We start from the raw sequence: 25,071 nt of genomic DNA on the forward strand, positions 1-25,071 counted from the left end.
CCAATGGAATCTTTAATACTAATATTAGTTGGTGTGTTAGTTGCAGTTGCAACGTACCTAATCCTCTCAAAGCAATTATTACGTGTCATTCTAGGAACAGCTGTACTTTCACACGCAGCACATTTACTTATTTTAACGATGGGTGGCTTAAAAAAGGGGGATGTGCCACTTATTGGTGAATCGGCAGGTCCTTATACAGATGCACTGCCACAAGCATTAATTTTAACAGCTATCGTCATTAGCTTTGCAGTAACAGCCTTTGTGCTTGTTCTCGGCTATCGCGCTTATAAAACAAATGGTACCGGGGAATTTGATGAACTGAGAGGTACGTCTGATGAGTAATATGATCGTTTTACCATTAATCGTGCCGGTAATTACGGCCATTTTACTAGTGTTTTTAAGAGAAAATATTATGATACAACGCATTGTGAGTTTATGTACTTTAGCCTTTGTTGTCATCATCAGTATTGTGCTTTTGCTAGAGGTGCAAGACCAAGGTGTTATGCGTATTGACTTTAGTGGTTGGCTTCCGCCATTTGGCATATTATTTGTTGCTGATTCTTTTGCCGTGTTACTTGTTTTAGTGGCGAATATTGTCGCAACAATTTGTGTGATTTACGCCTTTTTTACGATTGGCGAGCAATATGAAAGGATGTATTTTTATCCATTTGTGCTGTTAATGGTAGCGGGGGTAAATGGTTCGTTTTTAACAGGCGATATATTTAATCTGTTTGTTTGCTTTGAAGTGATGTTGCTTGCCTCCTATGCCCTTATTAGCTTAGGTGGTGGCAAGGTGCAGCTACGTGAAGCACTAAAATATGTACTAATAAATATTGTTGCATCATGGATTTTTTTAGTGGCACTAGCCTTTTTATACGGCACGATAGGTACATTAAATATGGCGCATATTTCCCTGCGTGTGACAGAAGCAGGCGTAGATCCATTAATAACAACGGTAGGGCTTGTGTTCCTAATTGTTTTTAGCTTAAAGGCAGGTTTATTACTATTCTTCTGGTTGCCAGGTTCTTATAGTGTACCGCCAACGGCCATTGCTGCATTGTTTGCCGCACTGTTAACGAAAGTGGGCATCTATGCACTAGTACGTACATTTACATTATTATTTACAACGAATACAGAAGTAACACATACGATGCTCGGAATCATGGCAGGGTTAACGATTATTGCTGGCTGTATGGGTGCACTTGCTGGAAGAGATGTTAGAACTATCGCTGCGTACAATGTCTTAATCGGTGTTGGCTTTATCGTCGCGGGACTCGCAATCGGAACGGAGTCTGCTTTACAAGGTGTAACGTATTATTTAATGCATGATATGGTCTTAAAAGCCATGCTATTTTTAGCGGTAGGCATGATGATTTATGTCACTGGTGAAACAACTATAGATAAAATGAGTGGGCTTATTCGTAACTATCCATTTTTCGGGTGGCTATTCTTTGTTATGATGTGTTCTCTTGCAGGCATTCCACCTTTAAGTGGATTTTTAGGTAAGGTGTTAATAGGACAAGGGGCGATAGAAGGAGGGAATTTTGTTCTCTTAGGACTAGGCTTTCTCTCTAGCTTAATTGTTCTTTATTCGCTACTTCGTATTTTTCTTTCCTCCTTTTTCGGTGAAACGATTATTAGTATTGAGGATGAAAAACCACTACCGAAGCGTATCGTACTACCATTGACGTTATTAGCTGTTTGTACAATAGCTTTAGGTATTGGTGCAGAGTGGATGGCACCGTATGTAAAGGATGCAGCAGAGACGCTTCACACACCTTCTATTTATATTGACGCAGTATTGAACGGCGAAAAATGGCAAGGTGAGGTGAATCAGTAATGGCAATGCAGTTTATACTAAATTTATTTATTGCGACTTTATGGTTATTATTACAGGATGAAATTACACCACAGTTTACAACCTTTTTAATGGGGTTTGTTGTTGGGATTGGCATTTTATATGCCATGCACCGCTTTTATGGTACACAGTTTTATTTACGCCGTGTATTCTCTATTATTAAACTACTTTGGCTTTTTAATTGGGAGCTATTACTTTCAAGCTACAATGTACTAAAACAAATAACAACACCTAAATTGAATATTACGCCAGGTATCTTTACGTATAAGACAAAGCTGAATGGAGACTGGGAAATTACAGCGCTTGCACTCTTGCTAACACTGACACCGGGTTCCGTTGTGATGGAAGTTTCAGAGGAAGGGGATATGTTTTATATTCATGCGATGGATATTGAGCAATCAAAAGACGCAGTAATTCGCTCCATAGGGAAATTTGAAGAAGCAATTATGGAGGTGACACGCTAATGGTTGAGAAAATTTTATTACTAGCACTTGCGTTATTTAGTGTGTCGATTGCACTGTCACTATATCGAGTTATAAAAGGCCCATCCATGCCTGATCGTGCGATAGCACTCGATACAATCGGTATAAATCTACTTTCGGCGATTGCTATTGTATCCATCGTATTAAAAACGAAGGCATATCTTGAAGCAATTTTAATTTTAGGTATATTAGCTTTTATCGGTACAATTGCCTTTACAAAATATATTGAAAGAGGTGTGATTGTTGAACGTAAATCAAATGATTGAGTGGACGGCAGTCATCCTTATACTTGTCGGTTCGATTGTCAGCGTCATTAGTGCATTAGGTATGATTCGTTTGCCTGATGTTTATACCCGTTCACATGCGGCAACGAAAAGCTCTACATTATCTGTACTAACCTGTCTATTAGGTGCATTTATTTATTTTTGGATCCATGACGGTTATGTCAGTGTTCGATTAATTTTGGGAATTCTCTTTGTATTTGTAACAGCACCGGTAGCAGGACATTTAATATGTCGTGCTGCCTATCGATCACGTGTACCGTTAGCTGAAGGATCAGGAGACGATGAATTAAAAGCAAAGTTATTTGCAGACGATGAATAGCATATAAATTTTTTCATTGATGCGATCATAGGATTTCGTAAATTTAGTGCAATGAAATATGAGGAAAAACAGGGTATTCTTTTGCGAAAAGTACCATCTTAGCAAACAACAATAATAAATGAAAAAGTGTAAGATTGACTGGCAATCAATCCTACACTTTTTTTATTTTGTCCGAAAGCATATATGTTGATTTTGAGCGACGACCTTTGTTTTACAGGCATAAATAAAGCGAAGAATGAAAATAGTAAAGTAACACGTCGAGAGATGCAGTAATAAGAAAATATAAAAACATTGATTTTTTAGAAAATTCTGTGTAAAATATTTTGTTAAAAAATTTCATGTATAGCTTGAAAATTATATTGAAAGAGTATATCTTAATTAGCAGATAGATTTTTTATTCTTATGTATGAATAAATATCCAATCGACACTTTCGAGACATACGTGTCTCATAGACAATAAAAAATGACAACAAGGAGATGTTAGAATATGAAGAACAAATTTTTCATGCTGATGCTCGTTCTAGTTATCGGTGTACTTGCGGCATGTGGCGCTAAAGATGATAATGCAACAAATTCAAATACTGGCTCCGATACAGCCGGAAAACAAGTAGTAAAAGTGGGGACTTCAGCAGACTATGCACCATTTGAATATGTTGACGCTGCTAAAGGTGAAGAAATTATCGGATTTGATATTGATTTAATTAAACTTGTTGGTGAAAAGTTAGGTGTAGAAATGCAAGTTCAAGATATGGACTTTAACAGCCTTGTGCCTTCTTTACAAGCAGGGAAAATCGACGTTGTAATTTCTGGTATGACACCAAATGAAGAGCGAGAAAAAGTCGTAGATTTCTCTGATAAATATAACCAAACGGAACAAGTAATTGTCGTTAAAAAAGATAGTGGCATTAAAAAAGAAGCGGACTTAGCAGGTAAAAAAGTCGGCGTACAAACTGCATCTATTCAAGAAAATTTAGGTAAAGCTATTGCTGAAAAAGTAGATGTATCGATTGAAGGACGTACACGAATTCCTGAAATTATCCAAGATATGATGTCTAAACGTTTAGACGGAGCAATCATGGAAGGTGGCGTAGCGAAAGGTTATCTAAAAACAAACGATAAATTAGCTGCGTTCCCAGTAGAAGAACAGCCAGAAGACTATAAAGCGATCGCTGTACAAAAAGATAGCGATTTAAAAGATAAAATTAATAAAGCGTTAAAAGAATTAGCTGATGAAGGTAAAATTCAACAACTAGAAGAAAAATGGTTAGAAAAAGCTGAATAATTTAATTGAAATGCGATAGCTCTATTTAGAGCTATCGCTTGTCCATTTCACTAAAAGGAAACGAGAAAGGAGGGGACGCTGTGAATTTAGATTTTACAGCAATCATTCCCTCTATTCCTTATATATTAAAAGGAATAGGTGTTACACTTCAAATTGCAATCGGTGCATCGATCATCGGTTTTGTCGTGGGTATATTATTAGCATTATGTAAAATTGGAAATGTAAAAGTGTTGCGTTGGTTTGCGGATTTCTACACGTCTATTTTCCGCGGTACACCACTTGTACTCCAATTATTAATTATTTATTACGCAGTTCCACAATTATTAGATATTCAAATTGAGCCTATCCCAACAGCAATTATTGCATTCGGGTTAAACTCAGGTGCCTATATTTCTGAAATTATCCGCGCTGGTATTAATGCTGTTGATAAAGGACAGATGGAAGCTGCTCAAGCATTAGGTATACCGTATTCAAAAATGATGAAGGATATTATTATTCCACAAGCAGTAAAAAATATTTTACCTTCTTTAGTCAATGAATTTATTACACTAAATAAGGAAACAGCCGTTGTAACAGTAATTAGTGCACTTGATATTATGCGCCGTGCCTATATTGTCGGTGGTTCAACATATCGCTATCTTGAACCATTACTATTTGCTGGGGTAATCTACTATATTATGACGCTTGTCTTGACGTTCCTTGGTAAACGAATCGAGAAAGGAATGAGAAAAAGTGATTAAAATTGAAGATTTACACAAATCGTACGGTCAGAATGAAGTACTAAAGGGTATTTCAACAGAAGTAAAAGAAAAAGAAGTAATTGCGATTATCGGCCCATCCGGTTCTGGTAAGTCTACCTTCTTACGTTGCTTAAATTTATTAGAAGAGCCGACGAGCGGCAAGATTACGATTGCTGGAGATGTCCTTACGGATAAAGGGACAAATATTATGAAAATCCGTGAAGAAGTGGGTATGGTATTTCAGCATTTTCACCTTTTCCCACATAAAACAGTGTTAGAAAATTTAACTTATGCACCCATCAATGTAAAGGGCGTGGATAAGGCAACCGCTATTAAAAATGGTGAGGATTTATTATCAAAAGTTGGCCTGTTCGAGAAACGAAACGAGTATCCAAACCGTCTTTCAGGCGGGCAAAAGCAGCGTGTGGCAATCGCTAGAGCGCTTGCGATGGATCCAAAAGTAATTTTATTTGATGAGCCTACTTCTGCACTTGACCCTGAAATGGTGAAAGAAGTTTTAGCAGTTATGAAAAACTTAGCTGACTCAGGAATGACAATGTTAATTGTCACACATGAAATGGGCTTTGCGCGTGAAGTGGCAGACCGCATTCTATTCTTGGATGGCGGTAAGCTGATAGAAGATGCAACACCAGAAGCATTTTTCTCTGCACCTTCTACACAACGTGCAAAGGACTTTTTAGAGAAAGTTTTATAAAAAATAAAACGCATTAAAACCCTTTTACAGAAGGAATTTTAATGCGTTTTTTATTTTCCTATGGGCTTATGGTATATATTACAACACAGTAGTAGGTAGAAAGGTTAAGAAATCTTAACTTAAAAATGAGGGGATTTATAATATAATAAAAACAGTAAGGGAGTCCTAATAAAACGCAATAATCGACACCGTTTTTAGGTAGTAAGGTATAGTCCGTTTATACATACGGCTAATATATTCAGAATATTGAGAATTATAAAGGCGGATAAACTTAATTAAGAGCTAGTAAAGGAAAGTGAACTTTTGATGAATGTAGAGCTGAAAGCTATCACAAATGAAGATGAGGCATTTCTTTATAAAGTCTATCGTTCAACGAGAAATCATGAAGTAGCTTTATGGGGATGGACAGTTGATCAAAAGCAGCTTTTTTTAGCAATGCAATGGCGTTCACAGCAAGCTTCATATAATCGGCAATTTTCTAAGGCAAGCCATTCCTTGATTGTCGTAGATAAACAGTTTGTAGGGAGATTATTAATTGAAGAAATGGCAGATTATCATCATCTTATCGATATTTCTATTTTGCCAGCTTTCCAAGGTAAAGGCATAGGATCATGTATTATTGCCGAGCTTCTACAAACAGCAAGAGAAGGAAATAAAGCAGTAGTTTTGCAAGCTTTTCATACAAATCCTGCAAGAGGTCTTTACGAAAGATTAGGATTTCAAGTCGTATCAGGTGATGAACTGTATTTAAAAATGCGATGGCAATATCAGAAGAGCTCGTCATGTTGATCTCACTTTTATGTCTAAATAAACTGCTATCTTCCATCCATTATTAAAAAGTAAGGAGAATGAGCATTGCCGGTTTCAAATCATGTTTTACTAACATACGAAGTAGAGTTAAGGCAAACTATTCAATGCTTTTTTTATTTAGAGGGACAAATAGAAAGTATTATAGGTCGCTTAGAAGAAAATCGCAAAAGTTATATTCAAAAAAGAAGCAAACGCATATTTTTAACCAGTAAAAAGAAGGAAAAAACACTCCAAATACTAGGGGCATTACAAGCTGAATTACAAAAGTCTTTAATAGGCATTGCACATATCAGACAGTTGCTTATCAACGAAGTAAACACGTTACTAACGACTAGTAGAGAAATAAGGCAAGCGTATAAAGAAATGCTCCCATTACTTCCATTTACAGTAGCAAGCTCTCCCTTTAAGACAAGCCTTTCGTCAACTGTTCAATTTAGTGTGTTTTTAATCCCCTTAATCGAAGAAGAGATTGTATCAAAATTACCACTACTAACAGCAACTATTGAATCGACGCAAGCTAAAGAGATAATTGCATCTCTTGGCAAACTTGATGTGAATATAAAAGAGCAAATAAATGAAGCTAAGCAAGGTGTAGGAAAACTAAACAGCATGCTAGCAGAGATAGAAAACGAGTTGGTTAGGCAAATTGGGAATGTGAGTGCAAGTTTATATCAAAAAGATATATTGCCAGCATCCACGTACAGTTTGCAGCACTTTGTGGATGAAGTTAAAAACAAGACGCAACATATCAAGCTATGGGTGAATCATTATCAAATGTTACAAACAATGCTTGGAAAAGGGATGGCGTTTCATGATGGGGTACACCTGAGCGCAAAGTTATTAAGTGAAAGTTTAGAAGAACCGTCGCAAATATATCAAAATCAGAGAATTTTACAGGGAGCGTATCTTCTTGAAACGGGTGTAGCCTATTCGACAATAGCACAAGATATAAAGCTTACAGAGCGACAAGCAAAGAAATTATTAGCAATCTATCTATTGCTGAATAACATCGAAATAACATCTATATCTGAAAAAGTGGAGATGGAATTTAAAGATATAGATTTCTTTTATAAAGAAAATAAAGATTTACTTTCTATCGTCATTGCCTAATTAGAAAGGAGTATATGCCATGCCAATTACAGATAACCAATTAGCCGCGTATGTCAAAGAGCTTCAACCGAGTATTAGAAATATTATTGAATTAGAAGATAGTCTTGGCAAAACAGGTGGAGATATCGATAGTATTTTATCCAAATTAAACGATGAAGGATTTGATCTAGGTGCATGGCTTGGTGATAATCTTTTTCGCACGGATAATCCAAAAAGAAAAGAAATCGCTATCGCCTTGTTAAACGACCTAAACAATGAGCTAAGTAATGCAAAGATAGATTTAAATATTTTAAAGCATGATATCCAAGATGAATTAAATACTTTATTAAAAGAATATGACGAATGGAAAGCTTACTTTGATAATCGATTACCTTTTATTGCGTTTTCCGTAGCTATACCTAAATTCCAGGCTTCTAATCCCTTTCATCGCTTAATGTTAGGGTTTGTAATAACGATCGTGTTGAAAGATATATTGTTACCGATATTTGAAGCGATAGGTTTGGGTGTTGTAGGTCTAATCGTTGTGATGGTGTTAATAGATGGGTTAATTCAAGGCGAAAAAAGAATGGAGCTATTTGAAAATATCCAAAAAGAATCAAAAACAGCAATCGAAAATGTTAATAAGCTAAGGCTTGATATTAAAGAGGTACAGAATCAAGTAAATGCATTTTTTGATGATGTGGCAAAGAGCTTTCAAGAGACTGGCTTGTTAACAAAGCCATTTACAAACCATCAGGAGCTCGTATCATTCGTTAAACAACAAGCTGGTACTGTAAGACGGTGGTCAGATCAATATGATTCGATGAAACGCATGATTAGTAAAGGATTAGAAATTGAATTTTCAGCAGAAGTAGTTGCAGCCATTTTAGTAACTAAACAAGATGATGAAAATGAATTGAACAATTGTATCAAAATGTTAATGGGTGCTTATCTTATTGAAACGGGCGAGTCTGATAGTGTCTTGTGTCAAAAGCTTGATATGTCCTTAGAAAAAATTAAAAAAGTGAAAGCAACCTATATGTTATTTAAAAGGCATACACCAGAAGAGATTGCAAAAGTATTAGAGATGGATGTAAACGAGGTCAGCACAATTCAAGAGACGAATAGCAATATTTTAGCAATCGTTAGTTAAAAAATAATTTTAGAATGGATGGGTATATATGGCGATTACAGAAGCGACATTAGGAACTTATGTAGAAGAATTGCAACCTTGTCTAAAAAATCTTTATGAGGTAGAAGACAAGTTGACTGCATGTAAAGAGGGCATTGATAGCATTATTTCTAAGTTGTTAGACGAAGATTTAGAGATTAGTGCTTGGATTGGGGATCATATATTTCGTACAGATAATCCGGAGCGCAAGGCAGAGGCAATTAAGCTATTAAAAGAGCTAAAAGGTGAGTTAAGTGGAACAACAATCGATTTAAATATTTTAAAGCATGATATTCAAGATGAGGTAAATAGTTTGCTAATGGAGTTTTTGGAGTGGCGAAAGTGCTTTAAAAATATGTTGCCGCTAATTTCCTTATCCATTGTTGTGCCTACATATAAAAAAATCTCTTTAGATAAAGGGGTCGCACTTTTCTTATTTGTTGCAAATCAATGTATTGGAAAAATAAAAGTGCTGGATAGCTTAGTGGCGAAACTTGGTGTGCTTGGTGGAATAGCTGCTGTCCTTTATTTGATTACAGGAATTATTCAAGGGGAAATGCGGAAGGAATATTTTGAAAATATCCAAGCTGAAACGAATAAGGCAAAAGCGGATTTAACAGAGACAAAACAAGAAATACAACGTGGGCAAAATCAAGTGAACACTTTCTTTAAAGAAGTTGCCAAGACTTTTAAGGAGACAGGACTTTTACAAGATATAAATGTTAATAATCGAGAGCTGGTTTTCTTAGTGAAGGAGCAAAGCAACACTTTACGTAGATGGTCGGATCAATTTAATGCCATGAAACGTATGCAGGAAAAAGGAATGAATTTATCTATCGCAGCTAGTATTGCGGCTGAAGCATTATGTAAAAATGTTGCAGATCAAAGTGAGTTAGAAAAAGTCACTACTACTTTAATGGGCATGTATTTAATTGAGGAAAATACAGATTTAACTGGCATTTCAAGCACTTTAAACATTCCTAAAGAGCAGGCAAAAAAGATTAAGGCAATGTATATGTTATTTACAAAACATACACCAGCCGAGATTGCGAAGGTTTTAGATATGGAAGTGCAAGAAGTGGAGTCCATACAAGAAGAAAATCAGGCTGTATTAGCAAGTGTTGCTTAATGTGATTGTAAATTTATTAGAAAAAATACAGTAAGGGTGGTTGTGCACCATGTCAGATCAATATGTAGGCGAAATTCGCATGTTTAGCGGTCAATATGCACCAGTAGGATGGGAATTATGCAATGGTCAATTGTTGCCTATTACAGGGAATGAGGCACTTTATTCATTAATAGGTATTTTATACGGTGGAGATGGTCAAACAAATTTTGCTGTACCTGATTTACGAGGAAGATTACCGATTCATAACAGTTCTCAATATCCGATAGCAAGTAAAGGCGGAGTGGAGACAGTGACATTAACGGAGGAACATTTACCTGCACATACACATGGCGTTTATGCCAATAATGTAAAAGCTGAAGCGACAAAAAATTCACCAGCTAATAATACATGGGGTGTATCGAATCTCACAAACTATCAAACGGATGCTTCCAGTAAGATTGTACAAATGAGCAACGAGTTAGTTTCTTATGCAGGTGGGACTTACGCACATAGTAACATCATGCCTTCATTTGTCCTTAATTTTATCATTGCAACACAAGGTCTTTATCCTGATTTTATTTACAAGGAGGAGTGAGTTCAATGGCAGAGCCATTTTTAGGGGAAATACGTCTTTTTAGTTTTGATCAAATACCGAGTGGGTGGCTTCCTTGTAATGGTCAATTGCTTTCAATAGCTACAAATACAGCACTTTATTCATTGTTAGGCGCTACCTATGGAGGGGATGGCAAGACAACTTTCGCTATTCCTAATTTACAAGGAAAAGTACCATTACATGCAGGGAATCAGATTGCCTATGGAACAGTAGGTGGAGAAGCAGAACATACATTGACAGTGAATGAAATGCCTTCTCATACACATCAAATAACAGCAGATGCATCGACAACAGATAAGCCCTCACCAAAAGACAATACATGGGGTGCCGTTAAAGATAGATATATATATGCTGAAAATGACAATGTGGCAATGAATGCAGCTGCTTTGTCAACTACAGGACAGAGTACACCACATCCTAATATGCAACCCTATTTAAGTGTCTCTTTTTGTATCGCAACATTGGGGATATTCCCAAGTAGAGGATAAGGAGGAATATAGGTATGGATCCATACTTAGGTGAAATTAGAATTTTCGCAGGAAACTATGCTCCGAGGGATTGGGCATTTTGTGATGGACGTGAATTGTCTGTTGCGCAAAATAGTGCTTTATTTTCAATAATTGGAGCAACTTATGGCGGAGATGGTACGACAACATTTAAGTTACCTGATTTAAGGGGACGTGCCCCTATGCACTTAGGGAATGGCCCTAATTTAACGCCAAGGACAATCGCGCAAACAATTGGAACAAGTACAGTCACGCTAAACGAAACGCAAATGCCTATTCATACGCATAGAGCACAAGGCTCCTCTGTAGTAGCAGGCGGCATTGACAACCCAACGAATGCTATTTGGGGGAGCGAGTCAGCTCTTTCGGCAAAACCGTATGTGAATGTGAAAGACCCAGTGGCAATGAAAGCAGACATAGTAAAGCCACAAGGGGGAAATCAACCTCACAATAATATGCAGCCTTTTGTTGCAATGAATTTTATTATTTGTTTAGAAGGAGTTTATCCTCCGAAGCAATAGAAAGAGGGAGTGACAATGAATTTAACTTCTTTTAGGAAAACAGCACTATACAAAATAATTGTAATAGCCACTATTGCTACAATGGTTTTCTCAACTTTAGGAATACAGCCTGCAGGTGCTAGTGCTAGAGCTGTTGGTACTGCTCCAGAAACGTTACATCCTGTGGCGCAGTTGAATGCTTACAATAATGGTAGCTTAATTGAAGATAATGATGAAGCGTTTGATGTTTCACATACTGATGATATAACGCGCGTAGCTGCTATGAAATTTGATGATATTGATACGTCTAAGAGCATTATTTCAGCAAACCTTATATTATATGTGTTAAATGATAACAATAATATAGCTGGATTGGGCACTGCCGAACTAGTAACAAAGATTGGGACGAGTACTTGGAATAATGGAAGCTTTCCAAATGAATTATCTGGTTTACCCTCCAATAAAGTATCAATTTCTAAAAGTGATACAGGTGAACCAGAGAAGGTATCGATTGATGTAAAACAGCTATTAGAAAGTCCTTCAGCAGTTGAAGGTCAACAGATAACATTTTTACTAAGCAGTGATTCTCAAAATATGGTCATTGTTAAATTTGGAAATACAATTAGTTCTACAATGGACCCATATCTAGAAATTACTTACGGTGAAGCCCAACAAAATAGTGCACCGACTGATATTACATTAAGCCCTAACAAAGTGTCTGAGAATCAACTAGAGGGCACTTTAGTGGGAACATTAGGTGCCACTGACCCCGATGCAGGAGACACATTTTCGTATAGTTTAGTAAGCGGAGCGGGGGATAACGATAATAATAGCTTTACCATAGTAGGAAATGAATTACGAACGAATAGTTCATTTGATTACGAAACAAAGAACAGCTACAGTGTTCGAGTTAAGGTTAAAGATCGAGCGGGCTCAACATTTGAAAAAACGTTAACGATTGCCGTTACGGATGTAAATGAATCTCCAACTAATATTACATTAAATTCAAACGCAGTGACCGAAAATCAACCATTGGGAACTATAGTGGGAACGTTAAGCACCACAGACCCCGATACACAAGAAACCTTTACGTATAGTTTAGTACAGGGAGCGTTGGATAATAATAGCTTTACCATAGTAGGAAATGAATTAAGAACGAATAGTTCATTTGATTATGAAGCCAAAAACAGCTACAGTGTTCGGATTAATGTAACAGATAAAGGTGGATTTACTTTCGAAAAAGTATTTACTATTCTCATTACTAATGTCAATGAAAGCCCAACGGATATTTTATTAAGCTCGAATGAAGTGTTTGAGAATCAACCACCGGGCACCTTAGTTGGGACATTAAGTGCCATTGACCCTGATGCAAATTCTACTTTTACTTATAGTTTAGTAATTGGAGCGGGAGATACAGATAATAATAGCTTTAGCATAGCTGGGAATAGTTTAAAAACAAATAGTCCGTTTGATTATGAAACAAAGAATAGCTACAGTGTACGGGTTAGAGTTACCGATCAAGGTGGCTTATCTTATGAAAAATCATTTACTATTTCGGTGACAGATATTATGGAAGCGCCGATCCCAACTGTCGTATCAACAGTACCGGCTAACAATGCGATAAATGCTTCAACGAAACCAACGCTAACGTTAAATTTCAGTAAAAATGTCAGTGGCGTTGCAGGAAAATATCTTCGTATCTATAATCAAGAAAATACTTTAATAGAATCAATAGATGCTTCTTCAACAAATGTAACAATGAATGGCACAACCGCGACAATTCAGTTGACAAAATATTTAACAAAAGCAATGACCTATTATGTATTAATGGATAATGGAGCATTTGTCGATACAGACAATCAAGAAGTGGCGGCTATTGCAGTGAATGAATGGCGTTTTACAACATTCCTGCCAAGCAATAATGCTGACTTAAGTAATTTAAGCATTTTAACACAGCAACTAGATCCGATTTTTTCAAGTGGGCAATACCATTATCAAGTTAATGTAGCCCACGATGTGCCGACAGTGGATATCGTTCCAACAACGGCAGATGGTAATGCAACAATTACGATAAATGGGCAAACAGGCACAAATGCAGTAGGGAAGACAGTATCTCTCAACGCCGGTCATAACGCGATATCGATTATGGTGACGGCTGAAAATGGATTAACAACTAAAATCTATACTATCGATGTCATACGTGCCTTGCCTACACTTGAACAAGTGACAAATGTAAGCTTAAGCCCAGTTGGTATAGCAACCTGGTCGGATGTAGAGAACGAATTTTTTTATGATGTACAGCTCTATAAAGATAGCCTGCCAATTGGGAGTGCCATTAGCCTAATGACTAATAAAACATCTTATAATTTCTTAGCAGTCATGCGAGCTGCTGGAACTGGGGTGTATACAGTAAAAATAACAGCTAAAGGCGATGGGCTAGACTATTTAGACGGTGAGGCGTCAGCATCTTCCAATAGCCAAGCGATCATAAAATTAGCTACTGTATCGGATGGGTTAAGCTGGGATGGTAGTGTTGCCAAGTGGCAAGGCATTCCCAATGCAGTTAGCTACGATGTACTTCTGTATAAGGATAGTACGGTTGTCGGAACGGTGAAAAATAGTTCAGCAGAAAATATTCAAAATGGTGTAGATTTTGCTACAGAGCTCTTATCAAATGGAGTAGGGAGCTATACTTTTACAGTTCAAGCAAAAGGAGATGGGGGGCTTATTTTAGATGGAGACCAAGGGACTGCATCTGGGCCTATCATTATTTCCCCTGTGACGTATACGGTTATGTACAATGGTAACGGTAGTACAGGTGGAACTCCACCAATAGATAGTACAGAATACGCTCAGTATGATGATATTGTCGTGTCTGCTAATGATGGACAGCTTGTTAAAACAGGACATCTATTTACGGGATGGAATACAAAGGCAGATGGTACAGGAATTAATTATTCACCAAATGACTCGTTTAAAATGGTAACCGAGAATGTAACACTATTTGCACAATGGGCAATAAAACAATTTACAGTGCGCTTTGTGTCAAATGGTGGAACAACGATTAATTCGAAGCAAGTTCAATATAATGCAAAAATTTCAGCGGAACACCCAGTGAAGCCAGGCTATGTATTTGAAGGTTGGTATAAAGACGCCACTTTCACAACAGCATGGAACTTTGCAACAGATGTTATAACAGCGGATATTACGTTGTACGCTAAATGGGGTAGCATTCCTACAGATGGCGGTAATACGAATCCACCAGCAAATAATTCAGGCTCAGAGACAACACCACCTTCATCTGATGTTGAAAATATTGTAGTAGATGTAGCATCAGACGATGGCATGACTGTTTCAAAAACGACGATTAAACGCACAAAAAATGCTGACGGTACATTTAATGATGATGTAGTATTTACTGAAAAGAGCGCAACAGAAACGATTGCTAAATTAAAAGAGCAGGGGACAGATAAGGCACATATTATCATTCCGGATTTGCAGGATAAAACGAAGCAAATTAACGTGTCGATACCAAGTAATATTGTAGCCATTCTAGAACAAAGCGCTGTGCATTTAGAAATTGACACGATTAATGCTAAAATTGCGATTCCAAAGAGCTCGATGGTTGCTTTCAATGATGATTTATACTTCCGATTGGTGCCGATTAAAACTTCAGAACAGCAGCAACAAGTGGAAGAAAGAATACAAAAAGAAGAGCTGATTAAAGAGACATTGCAAAGTGAAAAAGTGCAATTAATTGGTCGTCCAATGACGATTGAAACGAATATGCAAAATCGCCCTGTGACATTAACAATGCCATTACCGAAAAATGTCACACAAGAACAACTTGATCATTTGGCTATTTTTATCGAGCATAGCGATGGTACAAAAGAGTTATTACGTGGCAAAATTGTAGATTATCAAAAAGATATGCAAGGTTTGCAATTTGATGTGCAGAAATTCTCTACCTTCTCTATGATTTATTTGCCAGAGCAGGCTGATGATGTGAAACATTCCCCGTATATTCAAGGGTATGCAGACGGTACATTCCGACCGAATGCCGTTGTTACTCGCGCGCAAATGGCAAGTATGTTTGCGCGACAGATAACTGGGAATGCCATTCCAACATCGCAGGCGACATTTATAGATACTGCGCAACATGACGCCAAAGATGCCATAGAATTTGTCAAAGAGACTGGCTTATTTAACGGTGTTACAGAGACAAGCTTTAAGCCAAATGGTTCGATTACACGTGCACAAATGGCAGCTGTAGCAGCTCGTTGGATAGAGAAGCAGTGCTCGGACGATACAAATGCAGACTTCTGTAAACCAACATTAGAAGGTAATGTGTTCAAAGATGTAAGTGCCCATCATTGGGCTGTTAAAGAAATTAGTGCTGTCAATGCATTGGGCATTATGACAGGGGTGACGGACGATACATTTAATCCAGAAGGTTATTTAACACGTGCCCAAGCTGTCAAAGTACTAAATCGCTTGTTTGAGCGTCAAGTAGAAACGGAACAGCAGGTAGCAATATTTAAAGATGTTCCAAGTAAACATTGGGCTTTTTATGAGATTCAAGAAGCGGCGAAAAAATAAACTAAGCCAAAAGAGAAAAAGTGTTAGATTGAGGCAATCAATCTAACACTTTTTTGCTATAGCAAGAACTTTCCGCACTTTTAGTGGCGATTCACAGCCTTCAATCAGCAATTTCTCTCGCATCACCGTCTCCATTAGTCAAAGAGGAACTGATAGCCTGATCCTCTGACAGTTACAATTTTCGCTCGGTGGCCAGAGATGAACTCCAGTTTTTTTCGTAAATTACTAATATGAACTTTTAATGCCTGTGTTTGGCCAATACTATCTTCCGCCCAAATGAGCTTATATAAGTCAGAGGGGTGAAAAATTTCCCCAGGTCGTTGCGCTAAGAAGTACAGAATATGAAACTCCTTCGTAGATAAGATTAAAGCACCACCATTAATGTAAACCTTTCCTGAATGCACATGAAATTGAAGATTATCAATAACATGAACGTCTTCATTTCGTATAGGGACATCTGTTTGATGAATTTTCTCTTTTCGTAGCGTAATTCTATCAATTGTTTTCATTAAGCGCGCTTTGTCAATGGGCTTCAATATATAGTCCCTCGCTTGAACAGAAAAAGCGTCCACTGCATAACGTTCATAGGCAGTAACAAAAACGATATCTAATTCATGTGCTAAATCGCCTAATTTACTAGCTAAATCAATGCCATTCATCTCGGCCATCTCAATATCCAAAAACAGAATATCCGGTTGGAGTGTAGGAATGTTTGCTATAGCGTCTAAAGGGTTCAGAAATTTCCCGATAACCGCAATCGCAGCATTATCCTTTAACATCGTCTCTAATAAATTAATCGCTAAAATTTCATCGTCAACAATGACTGCTTTTAACATGCTTATCACCTCTTTTTATCCAAAATTAGCGGAAACCTCAACTTGACAGTTGTGCCTTCACCTACAATACTGTCGATATGGAAAGTGGCATTCTCGTATTTTTTTAAGCGTCTAGTAATATTGCGGATACCGACACTTTGATGAACAGATGGCTCTTCCGATAAAACCTTTTCGAGTATTTCTTGTGTCATGCCTTTACCATTATCTTGGATTTCAATATCAATCATTTCATGCACTTTTTTTATCGTCATAAGTACCTTTCCATTTTTGTTATTTAAGCCGTGGAAAAGCGCATTTTCTACTAAAGGCTGAAGCAGAAGAGGTGGTATTAGTATATTTAAAGGCTCATCCATATGAATTTCCCATTCCAATTGATCTGGATATCTTGTTTGGTGAATATTGACGTAAGCTTGTATTAGTGTAATTTCTTGCTCTAATGGAATAAGACTATTTGTATTTTCAAACGAGAAGCTACTTCTTAAAAATGTAGCAAAATCCGTTATCATTATACGAGCTTTATCCAAGTCTAAATAGCTGAGCGATAAAATAGAATTTAAAACATTATAAATAAAATGTGGCTTAATTTGGGCTTGTAAAAAGGCTGTTTCCATTTTAATAGCAATTTCGGCAGATTCTTTTAGTAAAATAAGATTTCTTACTCTTGTCTGCAATTCAGCAGTATCCAATGGCTTATGGAGAAAATCATTGGCTCCTGATTGGAATGCTGCTAGTAAATCTTCAGGACGAATAGCTGCTGTAAGCATTAAAATCGGTAATTCCGCCGCAGCATAGTTATTTCTAATTTGTTGGCACACCTCATAGCCAGAAAGGTTAGGCATCATAATATCTAAAATTAATAAGTCGACATCAGGATGCAATTGTAATTGCTCAAATACTTGCCGACTATCGTCAACTGCAATAACAGAATAGTTTTCCTTTGCGAGAATATCGATAAGTACTTTGAGGTTAATGTGATCATCATCGGCTATCAGTATTTTTTTACCCTTATTTCTTTCCACAAAATAAGGGAATGCTATTGGTAAATAATCTTTCGTTAAAATAATTTTATTTTGTTGCTGCTGTTGCAGTTCTTTCCTTATAGGTTCCACAGGTAGTTTGACACAGAACGTTGTTCCTTGATCGACAACAGATTGGACTGTGATTTCACCCCCATGCAACTTCACAAGCTCCATTGTTACATTTAGTCCTAGACCAGTACCTTTACTTGCGTCTTCTAACTGTCGAAATGGCTCAAATATCGACTCTAAATGTTCTGGAGCAATGCCCCGGCCAGTGTCACTTACTTCAATCGTAAGGCATCCGTGCTCTTCATAACATGAAATCTCTATTTTCCCTTGTTTTGTATATTTCACAGCATTTTCTATTATGTTATATAAAATTTGACGTAATCTATCCTCGTCGGCTACTAGGAATTTTCCTCGTTCGATATAATTGTAAATCTTGACGTCTTTATTGCCGATGTAAGATAAAATATCAACGATAACATGGGTCACAGAGTAAAGATCAACGGTCGTAAGACGAAGCTTTAATTCGCCTTCTTTTAATTTAGAAAAATCGAGAATGTCATTTACAAGATGTGATAACTTCTCAGTAATATTAAATATAAGTGAAATTTTTTCTTGATGTTCCACAGTTAATAAAGCGCTTTCTTTGGGCTCTAACATGGACTGCGATATGGCAATCACCCCATGTAACGGCGTACGAAATTCATGTGAAGTTTTGGCAAGAAATTCATCTTTTAATTTATCCACACGAAGTAAGGCATTTGTTAATCTGCCTTTCTCTAAATATGAATCGGTAAAACGATGAGAAATATAAAGAGAGAGCATCGTTAAACAAATAAAAGGAAGCAATGGTGGTAAAGCGTAAATTTCTAGATTAATATTGAGATTTAAAGTCGCTACAACCATATAAATAAGAATGGCCATCGTACTAAGCCATAAATAAATCGCACCTACTAAACGTTTAAAGATTGCAATCGTTTGTATGTAAAGCAAATAAAAAATATTTATTAAAATATAAATAGAGTGTGCCGTTTGTAAATATGAGCTAATGGAAATCGGGAGCAAAACCGTAGCTAATAATAAACCGCCAATAATATATAGTACTTTGACGAATCTTTTATGTGAAAATTGCTGTAGAACATGGTTAAAATACAACAACATAAAGATTCCTGAGCCGATACTTGATATGATCTGGACTCTTATTAGAAATTCATAATTGATAGGGAGTAGCAACATTAATATTTTTTCCCCATGAGATGTACTGTATAAACCAACCATGAAGCAAAATAAAGAAAAGTAGAGTTGCTCAATTTCAAGCTTGGCATATAGATAAGAACCAGCAAAATAAATAAACATTGTAAAAAAGGCAGCAATGGTTATTAAATCATAGAAAAGTGAACCTTCTCTTAATTTACCAATGCTCTCTTGATCCCCAATAAAAATAGAACCAATAATTCCTCCACCTGAGGCATAATCAAAATTGGCAACATGAATGATGAGCTCAAGTTCCTCTTTTTCAGGGGAGAAATAAGCAACGTATGGTACATTTTGTTGTACATAGCTTGAATCCTCTGTCGGTTCTCCACTTTGTCCAATTCGTTTATCATTTATGTAAATAGCATTCGACATGCGAATATTACCTGTTTTGATGCCTAATATGGTATCTGTATCGTTAATTAAAATTTTTAAACGATAGGTACCACTACCAAGTGTCGTGAAATTTTGATTATCGAGTTTGTAGCTAGACCATAGGGAGGGGACATTTACTAAATAGGACTGATAGCTATTGAAATCTGAATAATTCAACAATTCGTCAGGGACGAAATCCCATTCGCCATCTAATCTGACAGTATTATGATGCAAATCATACTGTCTAAGATCTATTACTCCTGCAACAGCTGTAGGAGCATTTTGGCTGTCATTATTAAATAATCGAGATGTCATCCCGATCATCACCACACTAATAATGACCATAAAAATAAGTAAGAGCTTTCGCATTCTCATTTTTGTTCTCGCATTCTTGTCATATTTTGAGTTATTAATTTTATGTAAATAAATGTGAATTTATACCTATATTATAGCATGCGAAAGTGAGCTGCGAATAGAGGCAAGGTAGATGAACGCTATTAAAGGGAATAGGTTGGCTAGATTTTGGGCGTTTTATGTATTTGAAGCACATATACTTACAATCGAACTGTTTTTTGCTTATAATAGACGGGTAAGATATTTTTCTGAAAAAGTAGCCACAAAGTGAGCGATTGCGATTGAAAAAATTATTATACGTAGTATTTTTTCTAGTTTTTATAGTCATTTTTTTGTACGTAAACAATCACTGGCTGGTTGTCAGTAAGCATGTATATGAGTCTGAAAAAGTGCCAGCTAAATTCGATGGACTACGCATTGTACAAGTATCAGATTTACATGATGCCCTTTTTGGTAATAACCAACAAAAACTTATTGCAAAGGTAAAGGCGCAAAAACCAGATTATATATTTATAACAGGTGATGTTATTGATAGTAATCGCTATAATTTGGAACAGAGCTTACAGGCAGTAAGTGGGTTAGTTGAATTAGCGGATGTATATTATGTACTGGGAAACCATGAAGTTGCGACCAATAAGGTAAGTGAAATTTATGAGGCGCTGTCATCGTTAGGTGTACATGTGATGGCCAATGAATCAACCGTATTAGAGCGCGACGGGGAGCGCTTGGCGATTATTGGTATCGAAGATCCGTTAATGGGTAGACCGACAGAAGAAATGCTGGAGATGGCGACAGCTTATATTCCGGAGGATATGCTAAAGCTGCTGCTTGCACATCGGCCAGAAGTGTTTAGTACGTATGTAAATCAAGCAATAGATTTGGTATTTTCAGGTCATGCACATGGTGGGCAAGTTCGGATTCCTGGCATAGGAGGACTTGTTGCACCAGGGCAAGGACTGTTTCCTAAGTTCACAGCAGGTGTTTACGAACAACAAAACACCAAAATGGTCGTTAGTCGCGGGCTAGGGAATAGTAGTGTACCATTTCGAGTTTTTAACCTACCAGAAATTATTGTGATGGATTTAAAGAAAAAATAATGTTAACAAAAGGCATCAAGAGGTTGAAGTTCACTCTTGATGCCTTTTGGGTGCCACTTTTGGGTGCCAGGCACTCAAACAATTCTGGAACAATTTACTGATTGATTGGAGCGCAGGGCGGGCGACTCCTAGAGGAACGCACAGCACGTAAGCCGCAACAATCCGCGCGATAGCGAGGGTTGCGGCTTACGGTGTGCCCGCGGAACGCACCCGCACGTAGCGGAAATCAACATGCCACTCTCTAATCACTACTTTAAGCTGTGCTTTCAAGTTGTTTACGCTCCATACGTTTAACAAGATGAATGCTGATTTCATATAAAATAATCATTGGTATTAATACGAGTAATTGGCTAATAAAATCAGGTGGGGTAATGACTGCTGAGCCAACGCCCATTGCAATATAGGACCAGCCTCGTATTTTTTTCATGGATGCAGCAGTTAGTACACCAATGGATGATAAAAAGAGTGCTACGATGGGCAGCTCAAATAATAATCCAAGTGGCACTGTTGTCATAATTAAAAAATGCATATATTCACTGGCTGAAACCATGACATCAAAATTAGCCGCACCTAAGCTCACTAAAAAGGAATAGCTAAGTGGATTGACAACAAAATAGCCGAACGCTATACCTAATAAAAAGAGCACGAACATAACAGGTGCATAGAGACCTAGGAAACGACTTTCTTCTTCTTTTAAGCCCGGCTTCACAAAGCTCCAAAGGAAATGAACGAGAAAAGGCATAGATAGACCAAATGCCAAAGTAGTGGAAATAGTCATATAAAATTTAACGACCTCTAATGGTCCTAAAATAATAAGCGAATGTCCCCGAGTTACATAAGGAAACCAAATATTTATGGTCGAAAATGCAAAAATAAAAAATAATACAAAGACGGCAAGGCCCTTGATGATTTGCTTCCGAAGCTCGGCAACATGCTCGACTATTGAATCTAAAGGGAATATCGGTTTATCCTCAAGTGTTGGCTGTTCAACTTCACCGTTTGTAATTTCAACAAGAGCCTCCCGTAACGGTGGAGGCTCTTGTTCATTTTTATCAAGTGGACTTAAATAATTTTTTTCTTCATAAGGATCCATAGGAAACCTCCTACGAAGCGTCAGATTTTTTTTCTATTTTTTTCGCAGGCTCTTCATCGTCATCCATTAATCCTTTAGTTGACTTTTTGAACTCTGCAAATGTTTTACCAACTGCACCACCGATTTCTGGTAATTTTTTCGGACCAAAAACGATTAGTACTATAACTAAAATAATAATTAAGCCAGGAACGCCAATTGCTCCAAGACCGCCCATCGCTTCAACCTCCTATATATCATTTTTGGGTTTATTAAAGATGACTACTTACACTAAAGAACCACCTGATTTGCTATATTTTAAAATGCCTTCTGCACAGCGATAAGCTAATGCGCCTAGAGTACCCGTTGGATTATAACCGCTATTATGAGCAAAGCTTCCGGAGCTTAATGCAAACAAGTTCTCCATGTCCCAATGTTGTAGGTAATTGTTTACAACACCTTTATCAGGTGTTGAGCTCATCACCGTTCCACCAGTATTGTGTGTCGTTTGATAAGGAACGATGTTGTAATCTGTAATCTCCGCATTTGGTACAACTGTTTTGGCGCCCATTTCTTTCATAATGTCAGCTGCGCGAGCCGAAACGAATTTATGGAGCGCTCGATCCTGGTCAGTAAAGTTATATGTTAATTGTAAAAGTGGTAAACCGTACGCATCTTTGTAATTAGAATCCAGTGACAAGAAATTCTCTTTATGTGGCATAGATGCTCCTTGAGCCCCAACACCGAATGAGCGTGTATAGTAATGAATCGATTGTTTTTTAAATTCGGCTCCCCATGTAGGCGTATCTGGAGGCGTTGGGTTCGAACCAATTGGACGTGCACCCGTTTGCGTAAGGGCTATATTGCCACCATGAATAAAATCTAATTCACTATGGTCAAAGTTATCACCATTGTAATCGTCAATACTCATACCGAGAGACCCTGCACCCATAAATGTATTGTATTGCTCATCGAAGAATCCAGTTGCTCCAGGTAAAATTTGATAGCAATAGTTTCGCCCTAATGTTCCCTTGCCTGTTGTTGGATCATAAAGCTGACCAATGTTGGAGAGCATGAGCAGTTTCGCATTATTAAAGACGTAGCTTGTTAAAACGACAATATTCGCAGGTTGAATATATTCCTCCCCAGATATCGTGTCGATATATCTTACGCCTGTTGCTTTATTTCCTTGTTTTAAAATTTCCACTACGTTAGAGTTATAACGCAAATCAAAATTACCCGTTTTTAATGCAGTAGGAACAACGGTAACTTCTGCAGAAGATTTTGCCCCGTATTCACAGCCAAAGCGCTCACAGAAGCCACAATATTGACAAGCATTAATGGTTTCACCGTCAGGATTTTTATAAACTTCTGATAAGTTCGCAGAAGGCACCATATAGGGTGATAATTTTAGATTTTTTGTAGCTTTCTCAAATTGTTGAAGCATGGGCGTCATTTTCATAGGAGGCGTTGGATAAGCGCTTGAGCGTTTTCCAGCAAAAGGATTTTTATCATCGCCTGAAATACCGGTTGTTTTTTCGAATTTATCGAAATAAGGCTCTAATTGATCGTAATTTAACGCCCAATCTTGTATTAAATAGTCGGGTCCTAATTTATTTGCCCCATAACGTTCATCTGTCATCGTCTTAATCTGGAAATCATACGGCAAAAAGCGATAAGTCATACCATTCCAGTGTGTACCAGATCCACCAAGTCCCTCACCTAATAAAAAGGAACCGAGCTGACGCATTGGCAAAGCCTGCATCTTTCGATTATTGCGGAAAGTAACGGTTTCCTTTGAAAGATTTTGCATTAAATCATAGCGAATAGCATAACGGTATTCGTCATGGATATTTAAAAAGTCCTCCGTGCCACGTTTTTGTCCACGTTCTAAACCAACTACCTTTAATCCGGCTTTTGAGCACTCAGCAGCGATAATACCGCCTGTCCAGCCGACACCTACTGTTACAACGTCTACACTTGGTAATGTTTTTGCCATTTACAAAACCCCCCTTAATTAGTGATTGCCTAATTGATTTGGTTCAATTTTTTGGAACTTAGGATCTTCAATCATGGAGACATAAGCCATTTGATGGCCAGGGAAACCTTTCATACGCCAACCTTCCATATTACGATTTCCGCCGTATAAAGGATCAGAATAGGCGCCCTCTAAAGTAGCGGCACGTAATAAAGTAAAGAAGAATGCTGACGTTACACCATTCATTTGAATTTCACCTTTTTGAAAGGCAGTTAATATTTCATCCATTTGCTTGTCGTCTAAATCGTTAAAACTTTTTTTAAAGCGAGTTTGAGCTTCCGTTTCCATTAATGCAATGCCTTGTTTGAAAATTTCTGCCCTTGTTAAGCGGGTTTGATAGCCTTGTGTTGGGGCACCTTCAGCAAAGGGACCATGCATGTACTCCTTGGAATTACTACCGTATTGTCCAGCTAACTGATGATCAATAAAGTAAGGAACATCTAATTTAATAGCGCCTGGGCCTAAATCATCCTCAGGGAAAATACGCTCAGTGGCATTGGATAAAATATTAAAATCGCGGTCGTTCATAAAGAACATTTTAGCTTTAGGTGAACCTGCAGCTTCATTCGTTGTCCCACCATGCTCTAAAGTTGAAGTCCCTTTGCCGTTCATGTTGTAGCCAACAAGACCACCTATTAATCCACCACCGACTAAAGTTCCAGCTGCAATACCAGTTGTTTTTAAAAAATCACGACGTGAGACATTATTATCTGTACTCATATAAATCCTCCCCTCAAAAGTAAATATAGATTGTGTTCTATCTTTTATAATCAGCAAAAAAAGTAAATTATAATCAAATTTCCATGGGAAAATTTTAAATTTAAACCAAAAAAGAAACCGTTAAATAACAGATTAGTTAGTGTATGGGTAAAATGTATTGGACTATAAACACTATGAATATAATGAAAAATACAATTTTAAACAATTCTTATCCTTATTGGAAAAGT

Annotated in this window: 23 protein-coding genes; 17 read left to right on the plus strand and 6 right to left on the minus strand. The window is 37.3% G+C overall.

Annotated features, from left to right (window positions below; translation table 11 throughout):
• The first annotated feature begins 3 nt into the window (after window positions 1-3).
• From ACIQXI_RS20270 to ACIQXI_RS20345, 16 genes are all read left to right on the plus strand, one after another.
• Window positions 4-342, plus strand: a complete 339-nt coding sequence (locus tag ACIQXI_RS20270; protein WP_402928111.1) for a Na(+)/H(+) antiporter subunit C — start codon at window positions 4-6, stop codon at window positions 340-342.
• Window positions 335-1,840 (plus strand): Na+/H+ antiporter subunit D, encoded by a 1,506-nt coding sequence (locus ACIQXI_RS20275; RefSeq protein WP_402928112.1) that lies wholly within the window; start codon window positions 335-337, stop codon window positions 1,838-1,840. The genes ACIQXI_RS20270 and ACIQXI_RS20275 overlap by 8 nt, the downstream gene beginning before the upstream one ends.
• Complete coding sequence (locus tag ACIQXI_RS20280) at window positions 1,840-2,322, plus strand: Na+/H+ antiporter subunit E (protein ID WP_402928113.1); 483 nt, start codon at window positions 1,840-1,842, stop codon at window positions 2,320-2,322. The genes ACIQXI_RS20275 and ACIQXI_RS20280 overlap by 1 nt, the downstream gene beginning before the upstream one ends.
• Window positions 2,322-2,606 (plus strand): Na(+)/H(+) antiporter subunit F1, encoded by a 285-nt coding sequence (locus ACIQXI_RS20285; RefSeq protein ID WP_024360779.1) that lies wholly within the window; start codon window positions 2,322-2,324, stop codon window positions 2,604-2,606. Before ACIQXI_RS20280 ends, ACIQXI_RS20285 begins: the two co-directional genes overlap by 1 nt.
• Window positions 2,584-2,943 carry a Na+/H+ antiporter subunit G gene (locus tag ACIQXI_RS20290; RefSeq protein ID WP_402928114.1) on the plus strand — a complete coding sequence of 120 codons (360 nt, stop codon included), beginning with the start codon at window positions 2,584-2,586 and terminating at the stop codon, window positions 2,941-2,943. Before ACIQXI_RS20285 ends, ACIQXI_RS20290 begins: the two co-directional genes overlap by 23 nt.
• Before the next feature lie 487 nt (window positions 2,944-3,430).
• On the plus strand, window positions 3,431-4,225 hold the full coding sequence (locus tag ACIQXI_RS20295; protein ID WP_402928115.1) for a transporter substrate-binding domain-containing protein: 795 nt from the start codon (window positions 3,431-3,433) through the stop codon (window positions 4,223-4,225).
• 80 nt (window positions 4,226-4,305) lie between these two features.
• Entirely contained in the window at window positions 4,306-4,965 is a 660-nt protein-coding gene (locus ACIQXI_RS20300; RefSeq protein ID WP_402928116.1) for an amino acid ABC transporter permease, read from the plus strand.
• Entirely contained in the window at window positions 4,958-5,680 is a 723-nt protein-coding gene (locus tag ACIQXI_RS20305; protein ID WP_402928118.1) for an amino acid ABC transporter ATP-binding protein, read from the plus strand. The genes ACIQXI_RS20300 and ACIQXI_RS20305 overlap by 8 nt, the downstream gene beginning before the upstream one ends.
• Before the next feature lie 306 nt (window positions 5,681-5,986).
• Complete coding sequence (locus ACIQXI_RS20310; protein WP_402928120.1) at window positions 5,987-6,469, plus strand: GNAT family N-acetyltransferase; 483 nt, start codon at window positions 5,987-5,989, stop codon at window positions 6,467-6,469.
• 66 nt (window positions 6,470-6,535) lie between these two features.
• The gene (locus ACIQXI_RS20315) at window positions 6,536-7,600 is read left to right on the plus strand and encodes a hypothetical protein (RefSeq protein WP_402928121.1); all 1,065 of its coding nucleotides are present in this window, start codon (window positions 6,536-6,538) and stop codon (window positions 7,598-7,600) included.
• A 19-nt stretch (window positions 7,601-7,619) separates the two neighbouring features.
• Entirely contained in the window at window positions 7,620-8,732 is a 1,113-nt protein-coding gene (locus tag ACIQXI_RS20320) for a hypothetical protein (protein ID WP_402928123.1), read from the plus strand.
• A gap of 28 nt (window positions 8,733-8,760) precedes the next feature.
• Window positions 8,761-9,879 carry a hypothetical protein gene (locus ACIQXI_RS20325; protein ID WP_402928125.1) on the plus strand — a complete coding sequence of 373 codons (1,119 nt, stop codon included), beginning with the start codon at window positions 8,761-8,763 and terminating at the stop codon, window positions 9,877-9,879.
• A 49-nt stretch (window positions 9,880-9,928) separates the two neighbouring features.
• Window positions 9,929-10,453, plus strand: coding sequence for a phage tail protein (locus ACIQXI_RS20330; RefSeq protein ID WP_402928127.1), 525 nt, complete (start codon window positions 9,929-9,931; stop codon window positions 10,451-10,453).
• Window positions 10,454-10,458: 5 nt separating this feature from the next.
• On the plus strand, window positions 10,459-10,959 hold the full coding sequence (locus ACIQXI_RS20335; protein WP_402928128.1) for a phage tail protein: 501 nt from the start codon (window positions 10,459-10,461) through the stop codon (window positions 10,957-10,959).
• Between the two features lie 14 nt (window positions 10,960-10,973).
• Window positions 10,974-11,498, plus strand: coding sequence for a phage tail protein (locus ACIQXI_RS20340; RefSeq protein ID WP_402928130.1), 525 nt, complete (start codon window positions 10,974-10,976; stop codon window positions 11,496-11,498).
• 15 nt (window positions 11,499-11,513) lie between these two features.
• Window positions 11,514-16,076 (plus strand): cadherin domain-containing protein, encoded by a 4,563-nt coding sequence (locus ACIQXI_RS20345; protein ID WP_402928132.1) that lies wholly within the window; start codon window positions 11,514-11,516, stop codon window positions 16,074-16,076.
• A gap of 134 nt (window positions 16,077-16,210) precedes the next feature.
• Here ACIQXI_RS20345 and ACIQXI_RS20350 read toward each other — a convergent pair whose 3' ends face one another.
• Together ACIQXI_RS20350 and ACIQXI_RS20355 are read right to left on the minus strand one after the other, a co-directional pair.
• Window positions 16,211-16,912, minus strand: a complete 702-nt coding sequence (locus tag ACIQXI_RS20350) for a response regulator (protein WP_402928133.1) — start codon at window positions 16,910-16,912, stop codon at window positions 16,211-16,213.
• Window positions 16,913-16,917: 5 nt separating this feature from the next.
• Complete coding sequence (locus ACIQXI_RS20355) at window positions 16,918-19,941, minus strand: ATP-binding protein (RefSeq protein WP_402928135.1); 3,024 nt, start codon at window positions 19,939-19,941, stop codon at window positions 16,918-16,920.
• A 260-nt stretch (window positions 19,942-20,201) separates the two neighbouring features.
• Between ACIQXI_RS20355 and ACIQXI_RS20360 the strand changes: the two genes are divergently transcribed.
• Entirely contained in the window at window positions 20,202-21,017 is an 816-nt protein-coding gene (locus tag ACIQXI_RS20360; protein ID WP_402928137.1) for a metallophosphoesterase, read from the plus strand.
• A gap of 253 nt (window positions 21,018-21,270) precedes the next feature.
• On the opposite strand, the gene tatC is transcribed toward ACIQXI_RS20360, so the two are convergent.
• Genes tatC through ACIQXI_RS20380 form a run of 4 tightly spaced genes read right to left on the minus strand, consistent with a single transcriptional unit; the run spans window position 21,271 to window position 24,844 of the window.
• A complete protein-coding gene (gene tatC, locus ACIQXI_RS20365) occupies window positions 21,271-22,110 on the minus strand; it encodes a twin-arginine translocase subunit TatC (protein WP_402928138.1) in 840 nt (279 codons plus the stop codon).
• A 10-nt stretch (window positions 22,111-22,120) separates the two neighbouring features.
• On the minus strand, window positions 22,121-22,324 hold the full coding sequence (gene tatA, locus ACIQXI_RS20370) for a twin-arginine translocase TatA/TatE family subunit (protein ID WP_402928139.1): 204 nt from the start codon (window positions 22,322-22,324) through the stop codon (window positions 22,121-22,123).
• A 48-nt stretch (window positions 22,325-22,372) separates the two neighbouring features.
• A complete protein-coding gene (locus tag ACIQXI_RS20375) occupies window positions 22,373-24,085 on the minus strand; it encodes a GMC family oxidoreductase (RefSeq protein ID WP_402928140.1) in 1,713 nt (570 codons plus the stop codon).
• 18 nt (window positions 24,086-24,103) lie between these two features.
• Window positions 24,104-24,844, minus strand: a complete 741-nt coding sequence (locus tag ACIQXI_RS20380) for a gluconate 2-dehydrogenase subunit 3 family protein (RefSeq protein WP_402928141.1) — start codon at window positions 24,842-24,844, stop codon at window positions 24,104-24,106.
• Window positions 24,845-25,071 lie beyond the last annotated feature (227 nt).

The sequence above is a fragment of the Lysinibacillus sp. NPDC097195 genome, assembly GCF_044762075.1.
In the GTDB taxonomy this organism is placed as follows: Bacteria; Bacillota; Bacilli; order Bacillales_A; family Planococcaceae; genus Lysinibacillus.